We start from the raw sequence: 17,011 nt of genomic DNA on the forward strand, positions 1-17,011 counted from the left end.
GAAGAACCCATGACCAAGGAACGCCTCTATCTTTTCGACACCACGCTCCGTGACGGCGCGCAGACCAGCGGTATCGACTTTTCCGTCAATGAGAAGATCGTCATTGCCGAACTGCTGGAACGTCTGGGTGTCGACTACATCGAGGGCGGTTATCCAGGGGCGAACCCGGCCGACACTGAGTTCTTTTCTGAAAAACGCACGCAGCGGGCAACCTTCACCGCCTTTGGCATGACCAAGCGGGCAGGACGATCCGCCGCCAACGATCCCGGCCTTCAGCAAGTGCTGGCGGCAAAATCCGACGCGTGCTGTTTCGTCGCCAAGGCCTGGGACTATCATGTCCGGGTCGCGCTCGGCTGCAGCAACGAAGACAACCTCCAGTCCATAGAGGACACCGTTGCCGCAGCCGTTGCCGCAGGCAAGGAAGCGATGATCGATTGCGAACATTTCTTCGACGGCTACAAGGCCAATCCGGCCTATGCCCTTGAATGCGCGCGCTCCGCCTATCTTGCCGGGGCGCGCTGGATCGTCCTGTGCGACACCAACGGCGGAACCCTGCCCGACGAAATCCACGACATCGTAACCAGGGTTCAGGAGGTGGTGCCGGGAACGCATCTCGGTATTCACACCCACGACGACACCGGCCATGCGGTCGCCAATTCTCTGGCGGCTGTCGACGCCGGTGTGCGCCAGATCCAGGGGACCTTGAACGGGCTGGGCGAGCGTTGCGGCAATGCCAACCTGATCACGCTGATCCCGACCCTGAAGCTGAAGGCCGCTTATGCGGACCGGTTCGAAATCGGCGTCGGAGACGAACAGCTCCGAAATATCACGGCCATATCGCACGCCTTCGACGAGATCCTGAACCGCTCTCCGGACCGTCATGCACCCTATGTGGGGGAAACCGCCTTTGCCACCAAGGCCGGAATTCATGCTTCCGCGATCCTGAAGGACCCGCAGACCTATGAGCATGTGACCCCGGAAAGCGTCGGCAATCAGAGGCGCGTTCTGGTGTCCGACCAGGCCGGCAAGAGCAACCTTCTCGGTGAACTCTCACGCGTCGGGATCGAGGTCGACAAGGCCGACCCGCGACTCGACAAGCTGCTCGCCCTGGTGAAGGAGCGCGAGGCGGAAGGCTATGCCTATGAGGCGGCGGACGCTTCCTTCGAACTCATGGCCCGGCGCGAACTTGGCGAAGTGCCGCGGTTCTTCGCGGTCGAGTCCTTCCGCGTGATGGTGGAACGACGCTTCAACGCCATCGGCGACCTGATCACCGTGTCTGAGGCCGTGGTAAAAGTCGACATCGACGGAGAGACCCGCATGTCGGTGGCCGAAGGGAACGGCCCGGTCAACGCGCTCGACATGGCCTTGCGCAAGGACCTGGGGAAATATCAATCCGCTATCGAAGGTCTGGAGCTGATTGACTATAAGGTTCGTATCCTCAATGGTGGCACGGGCGCAGTCACGCGCGTTCTGATCGAGAGCCACGACACGAAATCCCACCGCCGCTGGTTCACGATCGGTGTCTCCTCCAACATCGTCGATGCCTCGTTCCAGGCGCTGGTCGACTCCATTACATTCGCGCTGTTGAAGGCGGAGGCCGCCTGAAATCACACGCGCCTGAAAAGGTTCGTTTCATGTCGCAGACGGTCACGAGCGCCGAAGCGCAGGCTGAATTCCGTCAGGGTCTCCTTGTCGGCCTAGCCGCCTATGTCATGTGGGGCTTCTTTCCGGCCTACTACAAGCTGACCGACACGGTGCCGGCGGACCTTGTCGTCTCGCACCGGATTCTGTGGTCGGTACTCTTTGTCGGGCTTTACCTGTATCTGCGTGGCCGCTGGCAGGAAGTGCGGGACGTGTTCCGTCAGCCGAAGGTGCTTCTGGGGCTGACGGCCTCCGCCAGTTTCATTGCAGTCAACTGGCTGGTCTTCGTCTGGGCGATTTCCAACAATCAGGTCCTGGACGTCTCGCTCGGGTATTTCATCAACCCGCTGGTGAGCATTCTCGTCGGGCTGGTGATCCTGCACGAGAAACTGTCCCGCGGACAGGCTTTTGCGATCCTGATTGCCGCCTTCGCCGTTGTCCTGCAGGCGGTCCTGGCTGGCGGGCTCCCCTGGGTGTCCCTGGTTCTGGCCTTTTCTTTTGCCGGCTACGGCTATGTCCGCAAGGTGACGCCGGTCAAGGCAACGCCGGGGCTCTTCGTCGAAACCCTGCTGCTGTTCCCGATGGCCGCCATTTACGTCCTTTTGAACCTGAGTTGGGGCGTCGATGCGCTTGTGCTCAACGATCCGCCCGTGCTGCTGGCGTTGGCCGGAACCGGCATCGTCACAGCGCTGCCGCTGATCTGCTTTTCGGCGGCCGCCCGCCGACTGCCGCTCTTCATGCTCGGCCTGATGCAGTATCTGGCACCCTCCATGCACTTTCTGATGGCGGTCTACCTGTGGGGTGAACCTCTGGATCAGACCAAGCTGATGGGATTTGTCATGATCTGGGGTGCGCTGGTGGTCTTCAGCTACGACAGCTGGCGGCGCTATCGGGCCTGATACCGGCGGTCACGGACGAAGACCTGTCTGACTGGAAATTCGAACACTTGCCCCCCCAAACCAAAGGCCGCGTTTGAAAACTATTCCGCAATGTTACCAGTCCTGAGCGATGCCCCGCAACGTCTCACGACAGGCACCTTGCCGAACGGTCTCCAAACACGGTCAGATGGGCTCCGTCAACTGTGACGGGTATAACACACGTGCCTTGACCACATTAGCGCAGCTCATGGCCGTGCTCCCCTAAGCTCCTCGATTATATTATCTGTGACCTTTTGCACGATCCTTTCATAGGTGCCATTGGCTTTGATTTGCCGAATGGCCTCATTGATAGGTTCCAGGAGATGCTCCTTACCCATGCTTTTGGGTATGCCGATGTAATTCGGATCGAGTTTGTACGGCGGGGAAATGATGGCAAAGTCATCTCTATGAGCCTGTAACCAGCTATTTTCTTTGATGATCGTTTCCAGGGCGATTCTTCCGGGGCTGAGAAGGACAAGGTCTACCCGGCCGGCGTCAAGCATTCTTAGCTGGTTCGCTCTGTCCGTTGTCTCAACAACCTTGATGAGGCCGGTTCTTACGGCTTGTTCAAAGTCGTCGCCGTAGCTGGCTCCACGTTTGATTCCAATGGTGAGACCACGAATGCTTCCCAATCCACTGAATTCAAACATGTCGTCCTTGCGGGAGACAAAAACAAGTTCATCAAAATACAGAGGATCGCTATAGTGCCAAAGTTTCTCACGTTCTGTTGTCTTCGAAAAACCCATAATTGCCGCGTTGCCGTTTTTACTCAAAGCAAAAACGCGTGCCCATGGCGCCATCGAATACGTGAATTCGATACCGGTTTTCCTCGAGATTTCGTCCAGCAATTCAATATGAATGCCTTTGGGCTCACCGCGTAAATCCAGCCAGTTTTTTGGCTTTGCGTTGTCGTCACCTGCAATCAGCAATTCTTCCGCGTTTGTTGCAAATGTGAAGAAAAGCAATGTGCAAAACATGGGAAACAGAGTTTTGATCATCTGCTATCCTCCTCAATTTGTGGGGAGTGGGGAATAGCCAATGTATATCATTTTAGCTGTGTTGTTCGTTGAGCTGAGAACCTGGCTCCAACAGGTGATTGGGGTAGGGAAACGCAAATGGGGCCGCTGGACGGGATCTTGCTGGCAAACGTTGGTTTGTTGCTACACGGCGGAAATTGTTCAGTCAGCGGCAATCAGTTTTCCCCGCCCGGTCCGTTTGGCTTTGTAGAGCCGGAGATCGGCCGTCTTCAGGGCGTCGCCGAACGTCCTGTCCGTGAGCGGGGCGAGGCCGATGCTGGTCTGCATGGTGTGCTCTTCTCCGTCGAGCCTGACTGGCGTTGCGCGAATGGTGTCGAGGAGGTCTGTAAGGCTCTGCATGACTTCCGCCTCTGTTCTTTCCCGGAAGACGACGCAGAATTCGTCGCCCCCGAGGCGGGAGACGAATTCGTTCTCGCCCGCGGTCTTTTCCAGGTGGCGGGCAAAACGGATCAGGACTTCGTCTCCGAAATCGTGGCCGAGCCGGTCATTGATCTCCTTGAAGGAATCAAGATCCAAGAGGGCAACCCAATTGTCCTTGCCCGGTGCCGGCGTCCACTTCCTTATGTACCGCCAGGCCTCGTTGAACAGGAAACGGCGGTTGTAGAGGCCGGTCAGCGCATCCCGCATCGCCATGTTGTTGAGTTCTTCGATGCGATAGATGTAGTCGAGGTTCTGGGAAATCCTGAGCAGCAGCTCTTCCGGTGAACAATTCTTGTCCACGAAATCGGCCGCCCCGTATTTCAGAAACCGGACCCGGTTGTCCGAATTGGCAAAGGAAGACATGCCGATGACGCCGACCTGCTCCGGACTGTGGGTGCGGCGCACGGCTTTCAGGAAGTCGAACCCGTCCTTTTCCGGCATGAAGTAATCGCTCAACACCAGCTTGATGTCGGTATGCTCCTTCAGGAGCCGCAGGGCCTCGTCGGTGGAGGAAGCCTGATAGACTCGATAGAGGTGTTTTGAGACGATCTGCGCAATCGCCTCTCTCTCGACGGTGGCGTCGTCAAGGATGAGAATGCCGATCTGCGGATTCTTGGCCAACTTGCGGATCAGGTCCGCGACATAGTTGAGGCTGCCCGGAGAATCCTTCAGCACATAATCGATGACTCCCTTGTTCAGCATCTTGCTGCGGGTTTTCGGATCGAACCGGCTGGTGAAGACAATCGTCGGAATGTTCCGCGCGCTGCAAAGGTCGACGATTTCGCCGTCCGGTGCATCGGGCAAGGTCAGATCGACCAGAGCAAGGTCAGGTTCTTCGATGGGCAGGTCAAGGCAGCTTTCTGCCTCCGCATAGTTGCGCGCGACCATGATTTGATGGCGGCCGACTTCATGCAATTTCTTGACGATCGCTTTTTCGAAAAATGCAGCGTCTTCGACAAGAAGGGTCGTTTGCATGAAAATGCCCCTGGTTCAGTTCCGTATCAACGGTACTATCCGAAATTGCTAAGTTCAAATCGTTAAAGCACTTTTTGAACAAATCACACTTGCGGAAAATACGTGCCTCCAAACGAAGCCCTCAACCGGGCAAATGTCGTCTCAAAGCGTACCGTCTTAAAGGACGAGGACCGCCACAGACGGCGCGGAGCGCCGCCCGACGGGGTAAGGCCAAACAGCCGGCCAGGGAAGATCTCAGAGATCCGTCAGCGAAGCGTAGTCGCCTGAAGTCGAATGAGGTTTTCCGGAAACCGCCTGGCGGAGCATAGGCAGAATGTCGTCGATCGTCCTGGCCACAAGATAGGGAACTTCCGTTTCCGGACGGATATAGCCTTGAGCGCGCATGTGATCGAAGAGTTCAAGCAAAGGCGACCAGAAGCCGTTGATGTTGGCAAGTACGACCGGCTTGCGGTGCTGTCCGAGCTGGGCCCAGGTCATCATCTCCACGGCTTCCTCAAGCGTGCCGATGCCGCCGGGCAGGGCGATGAAGGCATCCGCCTTCTGGAACATGAGATGCTTGCGCTCGTGCATGTCGTTGGTGATGACAAGGTCTTCCAGCGTCTCCAGCATGACTTCCCGCTTTTCCAGGAAGCGCGGGATGATGCCGGTTACCTTGCCGCCCGCCTCCAGAGCGGAATTGGCGACCGTACCCATCAGGCCGACGGACCCGCCGCCATAGACGAGCCGCAGTCCCGCTTCGGCGATCAACTGGCCGAGGCGCGTTGCGGAGGCTTCGTGGGTGGGGTCCGAGCCGAAACTGGACCCGCAATAGACACAGACGCTTTTAAGCTGATTTTCTGAAACCGTATTCATGACGCAAAGATGTGGCATCGTGTCTGCCGAAAGGCAAGCACTCAGTTTGAAAGGCATTGTGACTCAAGTACGATTTCTTGCCGCGCCTTGAAAAGGCCGCTATGGATGGGCCTGAGAAGAAATCACAAGGCCGCAGCTCAGGCCGACAAAGGGGAAAGACACGGAAAAGCATGAGCCATTCCTTCTGCTATTCCGGGTGGACAAGCAATGAACAAACAGACGCTGATCTGGACTTTGATCGTGGCAGTACCGGTTGCGCTGGCGGCCCTGGTAACCGGGTATTTCTACAAGACCGGCGGTGAATTTCCGCTTCAGAATTCTTCCGAAGCGGTTTCCACCAAGACGCCGTCCATCGACAGTGGAAAAGGCCAGGAAGAGGAAACAGCGGCGCAGCCTGCTGCGGGCGAAGGCGCATCCACACAGGCGGCGGATGCCAACGCGCCGGACGCTACGGCTGCTCCGGTCAAAGGGCCGAGCTTCGATGTGGTCGGAGTGGAGCCGACGGGCGAAACCGTTGTGGCCGGAAGGTCGGATGCAGGGGCGATCGTTGCCCTGACCGCCAACGGCAAGGTTGTCGGCAAGAGCATTGCCAACGAGGCCGGCGAGTGGACCATCATCCTCGACGAGCCTTTGAAGCCGGGGGACTACGACGTTGCCCTGGAAGTACATGACGATCAGGGGAGCCTCGTCGAAAAATCCGAACAGCATCTGGCGGTTTCCGTGCCTGAAGGCGGCAAGGAGCAGCCTCTGGTGGTTCTGAACTCGCCGGACGGCCCCTCCGACATCTTGCAGAAACCGGATGCGGCTGAGCAGGTCGCTCAGGCTGAAGCCGATCCTGCCACGGAGGAAACCGAGGTGGCGGATGCCTCTGCAGGCACAGCAACACCGGCTGAAGGAGACGGCGGTGCGGCAACCGCAACCGCGTCAGGTCAGCCGGCTGCCGAGAACACCGTCGTGGCAAGTGCGGAAGAGCCGGTAGAACAGCCGGTTTCCGGCAGCAGCGGCGAAGTGGCGGCAGCAGCAGCGGAAGAGACTTCTTCCGAACTGGCCGAAAGCACGGCATCCGCGGCGAGCGAGCAACCGGTTCCGGTGGTGGTCGCGACGGCACAAGGCGGTTCCAGGGAGGAACCCGCCGGACAGGACGGCAGTGGCACACAACCGGTAACGTCCGGAGCGGCTGCAAATGAATCCGAACCCCAGGCAGACGCTCCGGCAGTGACGGTCGAGGCAGTCGAATCTGAAAAGAACAAGGTCTTTGTGGCGGGAACGGGCGAGCCGGGGTCTTCCGTGCGGGTCTATGTCGGCGACGACTATCAGGGCGAGGCGAAGGTCAATTCCAGCGGCAAGTGGCTGGTCGAAGGCAGCAAGAACCTTTCCGAAGGCAACGTCGAGGTCCGGGCCGATCTCATCAGCAAGCAGGGGGACAAGGTCGATGCCCGTGCGGCCGTGACTTTCGAGAAGCAGGAAGAGCAGCAGATCGTGCTGACCAAGGTCGTGGCGACAGGCGCCAGCAGCGGTCAGGACGGGCAGGGGGCCGAGGTCCGAAAGGCGCTGCCGGTGGTGATCATCCGCAAGGGGGACAATCTCTGGCGCATCTCACGCCGTCTTTACGGCAATGGCGTGCGGTACACGACCATCTATCAGGCGAACCAGGACCAGATCCGGAATCCGGATCTGATCTATCCCGGGCAGGTCTTCCTGACTCCGGAAGGGGATTTGAACTGGGAAAAACCTGCTGACGGAAACGGCAGCAACGGCTGACCCAAGCAAAACTGAAGAAAAATGAGCAGGAAACCGGAAGCGGTTTCCTGCTCATTTGGTTTTGCCCCTTGTTTTTGTGCTGTTTCATCGCATATCACCGATGAGACAATTTTTCGTGACGAGAAGGAGCGGCTTGATGAGTGGGACGGACCTGCCGTCAGATGCCGGTTGCAAGGCGCAGAAGGAAGGATTGGCGAGCTGCGAAGAGCTTTCCTCCATTTTCAGGGCGCTTGGCCATCCGGCGCGTATTGCCATCATCAAGCATCTTGCGGTGCATAACGATGCCTGCTGTGGCGAGATCGTCAACCACCTGCCGCTGGCCCAATCGACCGTTTCGCAGCACCTGCAGGTGCTGAAGGAAGCCGAACTGCTGATCTGCGACCCGCGCGGCCGCAACTGCCACTACTATCTGAACTGGGAAAAACTCGCCCAGGCGGAGCGCTGCTCCAGCGACTTCTGGTCCCGTCTCAATTCTGCGCAACCGGCGGTCCCGGACGGGGACGAAATACCGGTTACCAACAGCTGACAAGATTGGTCGTCCCTGAAGGCGGCCCGGAGAAAGTGTGTGACAGATCAATCAGCCACCTCGCCGCAAAAACCTGCGGCCGCGGCAGCAAGCAGTTCTTCCCAGGCAGCGCATGCCAAGTCCGTCAGCGCCGATGAGGGCAATACGTTTACAACGCTTGCCAATCTGTGGCCTTTCATCTGGCCGTCCGACAGGCCGGACCTCAAGCAGCGTGTCCTTCTGGCAATCCTTGTTCTGGTCATCGCGAAAGTCGTGACGGTTCTGTCACCCTACTTCTTTGCCTGGGCGACGGATGCACTGACGGGCGAGGGGGCGGACCTGCCCGCCTTTATCGTTGCGCCGGTGATGCTGGTGCTGGCCTATAATGCCGCACGGGTTCTGGCGGTTGGCTTCAACCAGTTGCGTGACGCGCTGTTCGCGCGCGTCGGCCAGCACGCCGTGCGCCAGCTTGCCATCCTGACCTTCCGTCACCTGCACCGGCTCTCCCTGCGCTTCCATCTGGCACGGCGCACCGGCGGTCTCAGCCGAGTGATCGAACGCGGCGTGAAGGGCATTGAATCGATTGTCCGTTTCACGATCCTCAACGGCATTCCGACGGTGCTGGAATTTGCCATCATGGCGGCAGTCATCTGGTACCAGTTCGGTTTCTTCTATGTGGTCATCGTCGCGGTGATGATCGTGGCCTATGTCTGGTTCACGATCAAAACCTCCAACTGGCGGATCGGTATCCGCCGCGAGATGAACGAAAGCGATACGGACGCCAATTCCAAGGCCATCGACAGCCTGCTCAACTTCGAGACGGTCAAGTATTTCGGCAACGAGGACATGGAAGCCGCGCGCTTCGACGTTTCCATGGCGAAATACGAAAAGGCGGCAACGAAGACCTGGACTTCGCTCGCCTGGCTCAACTTCGGGCAGGCGGCCATTCTGGGTGTCGGCATGGCGGCCTGCATGGGACTGTCAGCCAAGGCCGTGATGGCGGGGGAACAGAACATCGGCGATTTCGTTCTGATCAACGCGCTCCTGATGCAGATTTCCATACCGCTGAATTTCATCGGGTTTCTCTACCGAGAAATCCGGCAGGGGCTGGCGGACATCGAGAGCATGTTCGACCTGTTGCTTGTGCCTGCCGAAATCGAGGACAAGGCTGGAGCCGAGCCGCTGAAGGCCGTTGAGGGCAAGATTGTCTTCCGGGATGTGCGTTTTCACTACGATCCCGAACGGCCGATCCTGAAAGGGGTTGATTTCGAGGTTCCGGCAGGCAAGACGATCGCCATCGTCGGACCATCCGGCGCCGGCAAGTCCACCATCTCGCGGCTGTTGTTCCGCTTCTATGACGTTACAGGCGGAGCGGTGGAGATCGACGGGCAGGACGTGCGTGACGTCACCCAGGAAAGCGTGCGCCAGGCCATCGGCATGGTGCCGCAGGACACGGTGCTCTTCAACGACACCATTGCCTACAACATCCGTTACGGCCGCCCCGAAGCAAGCGAAGAGGAAGTCCGCGCGGCCGCCCGCATGGCGCAGATCCACGACTTTATCGAAAGGCTTCCGGACGGGTATCAGTCCGAGGTCGGCGAGCGCGGTCTGAAACTGTCGGGCGGAGAAAAGCAGCGTGTGGCGATTGCCCGCACGATCCTGAAGTCCCCACCGATCCTGATCCTGGACGAGGCGACATCGGCGCTCGATACCCATACGGAACGGGAGATCCAGTCGGCACTGGACCAGGTTTCCCGGAACCGGACCACGCTTGTCATCGCCCACCGGCTGTCGACCGTGGTCAATGCCGACCAGATCATCGTACTGGAAGCCGGTCAGATCGCCGAGCGCGGCACCCATCTGGAACTGCTCGACAAGAACGGCCTTTATGCCTCCATGTGGGCGCGTCAGCGCGAAGCGGACGAGGCCGAGGAACGCTTGCGTGCCGCGCGGGAAAACGACGATCTTGGCATCGTCACCCGCGGCCACACGGCGGACTATGTGCCCGCGAAGTAAGGCATGGCGAACGGGCATCCCCAGTCCTACTCACTGGGCTCACAATTCCGCCTATCTCCGTCATTGCCGGACTTTATCCGGCAATCCATGCCGTGACCTTGCCTGAAACAGCGGTCTCCGAACCGAGACGAACAGCATGGCTGTCATGGTCAAGCCAAGGCACGACGGAGGATGGGGGCGTGTTTTCTGAATTTGCAAGTTCGGAAGAGTGGCAATAACGACCGGGAAGACAAGATCTGTCTTGTCGCTGCCCATATCCGCGCGGCTGTCAGGCCGCGCGTTCAGCTCTCGGCATCTGGTCGTTGGCGCAAGCGCCGCCGTCGAGCCGGTGAGCCTGAGTGGAGCTAACCCGGATATCCCCGCCGGTCAGAAAATCCCTCACAAATCCTGTTAAACGACGCAATTCCCGCTGACGTTCCGAACGGGCGCGGATCTCGTATTCATCACCTGAGTGCAACATGCCGGTCTCCTTTGAATGTAGTGACCTCTTGTCTCATATTGCGGTAGTTAGAAGAATATGTCTTAATTCGAATAGATTATTTGAAAGTTTGGGATAATGAGGCTTGAAGATCTCCAGTTCTTCGTTCGGGTTGCAGAACTCGGCAGCATGTCGGGTGCCGGGCGTGAAATCGGCCTGTCACCTTCCGCGGCGAGCTCGCGCCTGACCACACTGGAGACAGCGTTCGGGGCGCAACTCCTGGCCCGCACCACACGCCGGGTCACACTGACGGAGGCCGGACGGGTTCTGCTGGCCCATGCCCGGATCGCCTTGCAGGAAATCGCTCAGGCACGATCGATCCTGGATGCCGTCAGCGGGGCGCCGCGCGGCTTTCTCCGGATCTCCTGCAACACCTTTTTCGGACGCAAGCACATCCTGCCGTATCTGGTCGAGTTCCGGGCGGACTATCCCGACATCCAGCTGGAAATGGACATGTCGGACAAGATCGTCGACGTGATCGAGGAAGGCTATGACCTGGCGATCCGGGGGGCGCCGTTGGTGGATTCCTCGCTGCTCGCCCGCAGGCTTGGCGGCAATCCGAGAGCGCTGTGCGCCTCGCCGGACTATCTGGCCCGCAAGGGCATCCCGAAGACACCGGAAGACCTGGCCAATCACGACTGCATCAGCATGGCGTCCGTGCCGGTCTGGTATTTCGAGGGGCCGGACGGGGAGATTTCCTTCGAAATCAAGAAGCCGGTCATCAAGGTGGACAGCGGCGACCTGACCTATGATGCCGCAATCGAGGGCATCGGCCTGAGCGTGAAGTCCCTGGCCCATGTATGGGAGGACCTGCGCGACGGCAGGCTGGTGGCGGTGATGGAAGACTATCCCGTTGCCAGGACAGGTGCGATCTGGGCGGTCTATCCGCCGAGCCAGTTCGTACCACCCAAGGTGACCGCCTTTGTCGACTTCCTGATTTCCAAATACGGCCGCACGCCCTACTGGGATACCGACTATCGGCTGGCGAGGCCGGGAAAGTCGGGGGAAAGCAGCACGTTGTCTGACTGAATTTCAAAGAAAGCCTGTTCTCATTGCCCGAGAAAGGCTCTAGAAGCGAAGACAACAAGGACAAGTGCAACAGGTGCATTGCCGCAGTCTGGCAAATCGCGACTGCGGGAGCATCCGGCAATAGGCACAAGTTGGCGGGATGGCCTGTAGCACCGACATCATTCGGTAACGACTGGCCGGCCCCGGAAGCCGGATGAAAGAAATGACCTGTTTCAAAAACGGAAAGTGATTATGTCGATCGTAGATAGCGTTACCAAGGCCATGGTTCCGATCCATCGGGAAGGCTGGCCGTTTATTGCCATTGCCCTGGTAGCGACGCTCGTTGTCGGCTGGTTCATCGATCCGCTGTTCTGGATCGGCCTCATTTTCACCGGCTGGGTGTGTTATTTCTTCCGTGATCCGAAGCGGGTGACGCCTATTGGCGAGGGGCTGGTGGTTTCACCCGCCGACGGCGTGGTCAGCCATGTCGGTCTTGCCCGCCCGCCCGCGGAACTCGAGCTTGGCACCGAACCGATGATGCGCGTGTCGATCTTCATGAATGTCTTCAACTGCCATGTGAACCGGGCACCGCTCGGCGGCAGGGTTCTCCGGGTGGCCTACAGGGCCGGCAAGTTCCTGAATGCCGAACTCGACAAGGCGAGTGATGACAACGAGCGCAACGGCCTCGTGATCGAGGCGGGCGATACGAAAATCGGCGTTGTACAGATTGCCGGTCTCGTGGCGCGCCGTATTGTCTGCTTCGTTCGTGAAGGGGAGACGCTCGGCACCGGGGACCGCTTCGGCCTGATCCGCTTCGGCTCGCGTCTGGATGTCTATTTCCCGGACGGCACGGTGCCGAAGGTCGCGCTCGGCCAGACCATGATTGCCGGCGAGAGCGTACTGGCGGATCTGACGCAACCGCAAGGTCAGGCCCCGGTCCTGACCCGTGTGAGCTGAGGCCGGCCGTGACCCAGGCGCCACAAATGAAAGACTTGAAGCCTGAGCGGGCCCCGAGGTTCCGGCGCGTGCCGTTGCGCCTGATCCTGCCGAACATGGTGACGCTTCTGGCGCTGTGTTCCGGCCTGACGGCCGTGCGCATGGCCTATGAGGGGCGTTGGGAATTTGCCGTCGGCGCCATTCTGCTGGCAGCGGTGCTCGATGGCCTTGATGGCCGCGTCGCCCGGATGCTGAAGGGAACGTCCCGGTTCGGGGCCGAACTGGACTCTCTTGCGGATTTCGTCAACTTCGGCGTCACGCCGGCGTTGATGATGTACCTCTGGATCCTCAAGGACGCAGGCTCCCTTGGCTGGATCGCCGCGCTGATCTTCGCCATTTCCATGTCACTGCGGCTTGCCCGCTTCAACGCGGCGCTGGACGATCCGGACAAGCCTGCCTGGGCGTCGCGCTTCTTCACCGGCGTTCCGGCGCCGGCAGGGGCCTTGACGGTCCTGTTGCCGCTCTACCTGGATTTCCTCGGGCTGTTCCCGCACTGGTTCGCGGACGAAGCTTTCGTCGCGGCCTATACGATCGCGATCGCCTTTCTTCTGATCAGCCGCCTGCCGACCTATTCCGGCAAGAGTTTCGGTACACGCATTCGACGCGATTTTGTTCTACCGTTGTTTTTGTTCGCCGTTCTCGTCGTCGCGCTTACAGCAAGTTATCCCTTCCGTATGCTCGCCGGGGTATCCGTGCTTTACCTGCTGTCGATTCCGTTTTCCTGGCGTGCGCACCGCAAGCTTGTTCAGGCAGATGAGCGTCTGGACCTGGATGGCGACGGCGACGAGTGCGACACGGACCTCGACAACATCGGCGACCGGGACAAGGCCTAGGTCCTGGCCGGATCTGGTTTCGGGTCTCGCTAATCGGGTTTCGTTCAGCGCAAATGTGGTTCAATTGGGTGTCCTCGACAACTTGAGGAGCCTTTGAAATGCTTGACGGAAAAACGATCCTGATCACAGGTGCCAGCAGTGGCATCGGAGCTGCGGCGGCGCGTCTTCTGGCCGGCGCCGGTGCCAATCTGATGCTGGCGGCACGGCGGGAAGACCGGCTGGAGCAGGTTCGGGCGTCGTTGCCGGATGCTGCTGGTCGCATCTCCCTTTTTGTTGGCGACGTCGACGACCCCACCTTTTCGGAAAGCTCGGTCAAGGCGACGCTGGACGCCTTCGGCGGTCTGGACGGCGCCTTCAACAATGCCGGCATGCTGGGCGACATGGGTCCTGTGCCGGAGATGAGCCTGGAGACCTGGAACCAGGTACTTGCCACCAACCTCAACAGCGCGTTTCTCGCCGCCAAATACCAGATCCCGGCCATGAAGGCGCGGGGAGGTGGATCAATCGTCTTCACCTCGTCCTTCGTCGGCTACACGATCGGAATACCCGGCATGGCTGCCTATGCGGCCGCCAAGGCCGGTTTGATCGGTTTGACGCAGGTTCTGGCGGTGGAATGCGGAGAGGACAACATCCGCGTCAATGCGCTGCTGCCAGGAGGGACGAAAACGGAAATGGCCGGCGATGATCCCGCGTTTCACGAATATGTCGCCGGATTGCATGCCCTCAAGCGAATGGCGGAACCGGAAGAGATTGCCCAGGCAGCCGCATTCCTGCTGTCCGATGCCGGATCCTTCGTCACCGGATCTGCGATGCTTTGTGACGGCGGCAACTCGATCAGCAAGACCTGAGTACAGTCCGTCCGGCCGGGAACATCCATTTCCCGCACCGGTCAGTTGCCGTCCCGGCCGCGGCCGAACCGGGACGGCGGCCGGTTATACCGGTCGTTTGCGGATGAATTTCTGCTCCGTGACCGCCTTGCCCCACTGGTTTCCGACATATTCGTCCACCAGCTCGAACCCGTGGCTTTCATAAAGGGACCGGGCGGCGGCCAGGCCTTTCAGGGTCCATAGGTGAATTTCGTCGAAACCGTGGGCATCACAATGCTCGAGAGCCTTTGCGAGCAGTTTCTTGCCGAGCCCCTTGCCGCGCAAGCGTTCGGACAGGATGAACCAGCGCAAGTGGGCGACGTTGTTGCCAAGGTCCTCGCCGTCGATGCTGATCGATCCGATCACCTCGCCGTTGTCGACGATGCTCCAGCTGTTGTTCACCGGATTGCCGATCCTTGGCATGAATTCGGCCATCGCCCGGGACACCACACTTTCAAACGCCGGACCCATGCCGACGATGGGGCCATGGGTGCGCGCATGCAGTGCCGCTACATCTCCGATCATACCGGTCTGATAACCTTCGGCGATTTCATGACCTGCCGCCAGTGGCGCCGTTTCGCCTTCGGGGGAGGCCAGAGCTTCGGCATAGGTGCTCAGCGCGCTGGCGATGGATTGCGCCGAGGTGGTTCTGATGCGCGCAAGCGCCCCCAGGGCCTGGTCGTTGCCGAAGCGGTCGATCCTGGAGTAGGTCTCCCGTCCCGTGTCGGTGAGGTTGAGACCAAAGGCACGCCCGTCCTGCTCCAGCCGGGTCTGGCTGATTTCTCCGCGCGCTTCCAGCGACTTGAGCAGTCGGCTGATCGTCGACTTCTCCAGCTTCAGTCTGGCGGCAAGGTCCCTGGCCGTGATCCCGGGCTGGAGACCGATCTCCAGGATCGCATGGACCCCGGACCCGGAAAGATCCGTTCCGGCGATGGTCTTGTCCAGAAAGCCGAACTCTCGGACGAGCTGCCGGGAGGCCGCCCGGATTTCATTTACAATGGCGGGGGATGGGGAGGTCATTTCAAATTCCCTATAGTTGTATTGTGCAACTATATGATTGAGGTCAACCATGTTCAAGAGGCCGGACGGAAAAAAGAAGTCGCCGGAAAAAAGGAGTTGACCGCCAACAAAAAAGGCCGCCGGATAACGGCGGCCTCTTGGGTGGAGGATTTAAGGTCATTCCGCTGCGTGCGGCAATTCCTCCTGCGGGGGGACTTTCGGGGCCGCCGGTTTCGGCATGGCCACCACGGTTGCGGCGGGACGTTGCTCTTCCTGCTGATCGCCGGGGGCCGCGGGATCCGTGACTGCGGCGACCACCCCTTTGGGTGCGGATCGGCGCCGGTACCCTCCAAAGGCATTGGAGAACAGCTTACCCCAGACACTGGGCACAGCGATCATCACCGGGATCATGAGCAGCGTCAGCAGGGTTGAGAACGCAAGACCCGAAATCACCGCCGTGGCCAGCTGCACCCACCAGACCGCCGTGATGCCGCCATAGCTGATCACCTGATTGAAGAAATCGAAGTTGATCATGGTCGCCATCGGCACGAGGCCGGCAATGGTGGTGATGGTGGTCAGCAGGATTGGCCGGATACGCTGTGCGGAAGTTTTCAGGATCGCATCCAGCGGCTCGAGACCGTCTTCCAGGAACCTGTTGTAGGTATCGATCAGGACGATCGCATTGTTCACGACAATCCCCGCAAGGGCCACCACCCCGGTCCCGGTCATGATGATCGAGAAGGGCTGGTTGGTGATCAGCATGCCGAGCAGGACCCCGAATGCGGACAGAACCACGGTCGAGAGCGTCAGGAACGTCTGGTAGAACGAGTTGAACTGCGTCAACAGGATCAGGAACATCAGGAACAGCGAGGCGGCGGCAGCCTTCATCAGGAAGATGCCGGACTCCTTCTGGTCCTCATCAGCGCCGCGGAACTTCAGGAACACATTGGACGGCCATTCCTGGCCATCGAGCCATTCCTGCAGAGCCGCAACCTGTTCCGTCGGGTTGGAGCCGCTTTCCGGATTGACGGTCGCCTTGACGAACATCGAATAGAGCCCGTCGCGGCGAACGATCTCGGACACTTTCTGCGCGGGCTCGCGGCTGACGAAGTTCGCCAGCGGGACAAGGCCGAGCTCCGTCTGCAGGCGCAGCTGGTCGAACCGGTCGATCGTGCGCTCGTTCTCCGGCAGACGGACGCGGATGTCGACTTCATCCTCGCTGTCGCCCGGACGGTAGGTGCCGATCAGCACGCCGTTGGTAACCAGCTGGACCATGTTGCCGACGGAGGCGATGCTGGCCTTGTAGCGGCCTGCCTGTTCCCGGTCGATGGAGATCTGCCACTCGATGCCGGGCAGGGGACGGTCGTCCTCCTGGTCGATCAGGGTTTCGACGCCGTCGATGTGACCGCGGATGCGGGCAACGGCTGCGATCATGTCGTCATAGTCGGTCGACTTGACTTCGAGCTGCAGGTCCTTGCCGGTGGGCGGGCCACCTTCGATCTTCCGGGTTTCCACCTTGATGCCGGGAATGTCCGACGTCGCGGACCGGATGTCTGCGAAGATCTCCTTTGCCACCCGGCGACAGCAGAAGTTCGCGAGCTCGATGTTGATTTCGCCCATCACGTCTGCCGGCTTGTCCTGAACGTCTCCGACGGACGGGCCGCCGGACGAACCGCCTGGGGTGAAGGCGTTGGTGATGACGTTTTC

General features: G+C 59.7%; 15 protein-coding genes. 9 read left to right on the forward strand and 6 right to left on the reverse strand.

All coding sequences use genetic code 11. The features are described from left to right. Positions 1-9: 9 nt before the first annotated feature. On the forward strand, positions 10-1,605 hold the full coding sequence (gene cimA / locus ACQY7U_RS24065; protein WP_428650440.1) for a citramalate synthase: 1,596 nt from the start codon (positions 10-12) through the stop codon (positions 1,603-1,605). Between the two features lie 29 nt (positions 1,606-1,634). Beyond that, positions 1,635-2,540, forward strand: coding sequence for an EamA family transporter RarD (rarD, locus tag ACQY7U_RS24070; protein WP_428650442.1), 906 nt, complete (start codon positions 1,635-1,637; stop codon positions 2,538-2,540). A 224-nt stretch (positions 2,541-2,764) separates the two neighbouring features. Here the strand turns inward: rarD and ACQY7U_RS24075 are convergent, their stop codons facing one another. The 3 genes from ACQY7U_RS24075 to ACQY7U_RS24085 form a co-directional block, all read right to left on the reverse strand. Next, on the reverse strand, positions 2,765-3,556 hold the full coding sequence (locus ACQY7U_RS24075; RefSeq protein ID WP_428650445.1) for a substrate-binding periplasmic protein: 792 nt from the start codon (positions 3,554-3,556) through the stop codon (positions 2,765-2,767). Positions 3,557-3,736: 180 nt separating this feature from the next. Beyond that, on the reverse strand, positions 3,737-4,990 hold the full coding sequence (locus tag ACQY7U_RS24080) for a GGDEF domain-containing response regulator (protein WP_428650447.1): 1,254 nt from the start codon (positions 4,988-4,990) through the stop codon (positions 3,737-3,739). Positions 4,991-5,224: 234 nt separating this feature from the next. Next, positions 5,225-5,860: a TIGR00730 family Rossman fold protein gene (locus tag ACQY7U_RS24085; RefSeq protein WP_428650450.1), complete on the reverse strand. Its 636-nt coding sequence runs from the start codon at positions 5,858-5,860 to the stop codon at positions 5,225-5,227. A 189-nt stretch (positions 5,861-6,049) separates the two neighbouring features. Between ACQY7U_RS24085 and ACQY7U_RS24090 the strand changes: the two genes are divergently transcribed. From ACQY7U_RS24090 to ACQY7U_RS24100, 3 genes are all read left to right on the forward strand, one after another. Beyond that, positions 6,050-7,603 (forward strand): LysM peptidoglycan-binding domain-containing protein, encoded by a 1,554-nt coding sequence (locus ACQY7U_RS24090; protein ID WP_428650452.1) that lies wholly within the window; start codon positions 6,050-6,052, stop codon positions 7,601-7,603. A 136-nt stretch (positions 7,604-7,739) separates the two neighbouring features. After that, positions 7,740-8,129: an ArsR/SmtB family transcription factor gene (locus ACQY7U_RS24095; protein ID WP_428650455.1), complete on the forward strand. Its 390-nt coding sequence runs from the start codon at positions 7,740-7,742 to the stop codon at positions 8,127-8,129. Between the two features lie 39 nt (positions 8,130-8,168). After that, positions 8,169-10,124, forward strand: coding sequence for an ABCB family ABC transporter ATP-binding protein/permease (locus ACQY7U_RS24100; protein ID WP_428650458.1), 1,956 nt, complete (start codon positions 8,169-8,171; stop codon positions 10,122-10,124). 268 nt (positions 10,125-10,392) lie between these two features. Here ACQY7U_RS24100 and ACQY7U_RS24105 read toward each other — a convergent pair whose 3' ends face one another. After that, positions 10,393-10,584 (reverse strand): hypothetical protein, encoded by a 192-nt coding sequence (locus ACQY7U_RS24105; RefSeq protein WP_428650461.1) that lies wholly within the window; start codon positions 10,582-10,584, stop codon positions 10,393-10,395. Between the two features lie 96 nt (positions 10,585-10,680). Between ACQY7U_RS24105 and ACQY7U_RS24110 the strand changes: the two genes are divergently transcribed. The 4 genes from ACQY7U_RS24110 (at position 10,681) to ACQY7U_RS24125 (ending at position 14,287) form a co-directional block, all read left to right on the forward strand. After that, complete coding sequence (locus ACQY7U_RS24110) at positions 10,681-11,631, forward strand: LysR family transcriptional regulator (RefSeq protein ID WP_428650463.1); 951 nt, start codon at positions 10,681-10,683, stop codon at positions 11,629-11,631. A 228-nt stretch (positions 11,632-11,859) separates the two neighbouring features. Beyond that, the gene (locus ACQY7U_RS24115; protein ID WP_428650482.1) at positions 11,860-12,567 is read left to right on the forward strand and encodes a phosphatidylserine decarboxylase; all 708 of its coding nucleotides are present in this window, start codon (positions 11,860-11,862) and stop codon (positions 12,565-12,567) included. Between the two features lie 26 nt (positions 12,568-12,593). Next, positions 12,594-13,439 carry a CDP-alcohol phosphatidyltransferase family protein gene (locus ACQY7U_RS24120; protein ID WP_428650466.1) on the forward strand — a complete coding sequence of 282 codons (846 nt, stop codon included), beginning with the start codon at positions 12,594-12,596 and terminating at the stop codon, positions 13,437-13,439. Between the two features lie 98 nt (positions 13,440-13,537). Then, the gene (locus ACQY7U_RS24125) at positions 13,538-14,287 is read left to right on the forward strand and encodes an SDR family oxidoreductase (RefSeq protein ID WP_428650468.1); all 750 of its coding nucleotides are present in this window, start codon (positions 13,538-13,540) and stop codon (positions 14,285-14,287) included. Positions 14,288-14,371: 84 nt separating this feature from the next. On the opposite strand, the gene ACQY7U_RS24130 is transcribed toward ACQY7U_RS24125, so the two are convergent. Continuing rightward, positions 14,372-15,325: a helix-turn-helix domain-containing GNAT family N-acetyltransferase gene (locus ACQY7U_RS24130; RefSeq protein ID WP_428650470.1), complete on the reverse strand. Its 954-nt coding sequence runs from the start codon at positions 15,323-15,325 to the stop codon at positions 14,372-14,374. A 156-nt stretch (positions 15,326-15,481) separates the two neighbouring features. Further along, positions 15,482-17,011, reverse strand: a 1,530-nt coding sequence (locus ACQY7U_RS24135) for an efflux RND transporter permease subunit (protein ID WP_428650473.1), incomplete at its 5' end; no start/stop codon positions are given.

It is taken from the genome of Roseibium sp., assembly GCF_050301095.1.
GTDB lineage: Bacteria > Pseudomonadota > Alphaproteobacteria > Rhizobiales > Stappiaceae > Roseibium.

Excerpts from the sequence above, each read along its gene's own strand:
- cimA (WP_428650440.1), top strand. The coding sequence starts at position 10 with ATGACCAAGGAACGCCTCTATCTTTTCGACACCACGCTCCGTGACGGC.
- rarD (WP_428650442.1), top strand. The coding sequence starts at position 1,635 with ATGTCGCAGACGGTCACGAGCGCCGAAGCGCAGGCTGAATTCCGTCAG.
- ACQY7U_RS24075 (WP_428650445.1), bottom strand. The coding sequence starts at position 3,556 with ATGATCAAAACTCTGTTTCCCATGTTTTGCACATTGCTTTTCTTCACA.
- ACQY7U_RS24080 (WP_428650447.1), bottom strand. The coding sequence starts at position 4,990 with ATGCAAACGACCCTTCTTGTCGAAGACGCTGCATTTTTCGAAAAAGCG.
- ACQY7U_RS24085 (WP_428650450.1), bottom strand. The coding sequence starts at position 5,860 with ATGCCACATCTTTGCGTCATGAATACGGTTTCAGAAAATCAGCTTAAA.
- ACQY7U_RS24090 (WP_428650452.1), top strand. The coding sequence starts at position 6,050 with ATGAACAAACAGACGCTGATCTGGACTTTGATCGTGGCAGTACCGGTT.
- ACQY7U_RS24095 (WP_428650455.1), top strand. The coding sequence starts at position 7,740 with ATGAGTGGGACGGACCTGCCGTCAGATGCCGGTTGCAAGGCGCAGAAG.
- ACQY7U_RS24105 (WP_428650461.1), bottom strand. The coding sequence starts at position 10,584 with ATGTTGCACTCAGGTGATGAATACGAGATCCGCGCCCGTTCGGAACGT.
- ACQY7U_RS24110 (WP_428650463.1), top strand. The coding sequence starts at position 10,681 with ATGAGGCTTGAAGATCTCCAGTTCTTCGTTCGGGTTGCAGAACTCGGC.
- ACQY7U_RS24120 (WP_428650466.1), top strand. The coding sequence starts at position 12,594 with ATGAAAGACTTGAAGCCTGAGCGGGCCCCGAGGTTCCGGCGCGTGCCG.
- ACQY7U_RS24125 (WP_428650468.1), top strand. The coding sequence starts at position 13,538 with ATGCTTGACGGAAAAACGATCCTGATCACAGGTGCCAGCAGTGGCATC.
- ACQY7U_RS24130 (WP_428650470.1), bottom strand. The coding sequence starts at position 15,325 with ATGACCTCCCCATCCCCCGCCATTGTAAATGAAATCCGGGCGGCCTCC.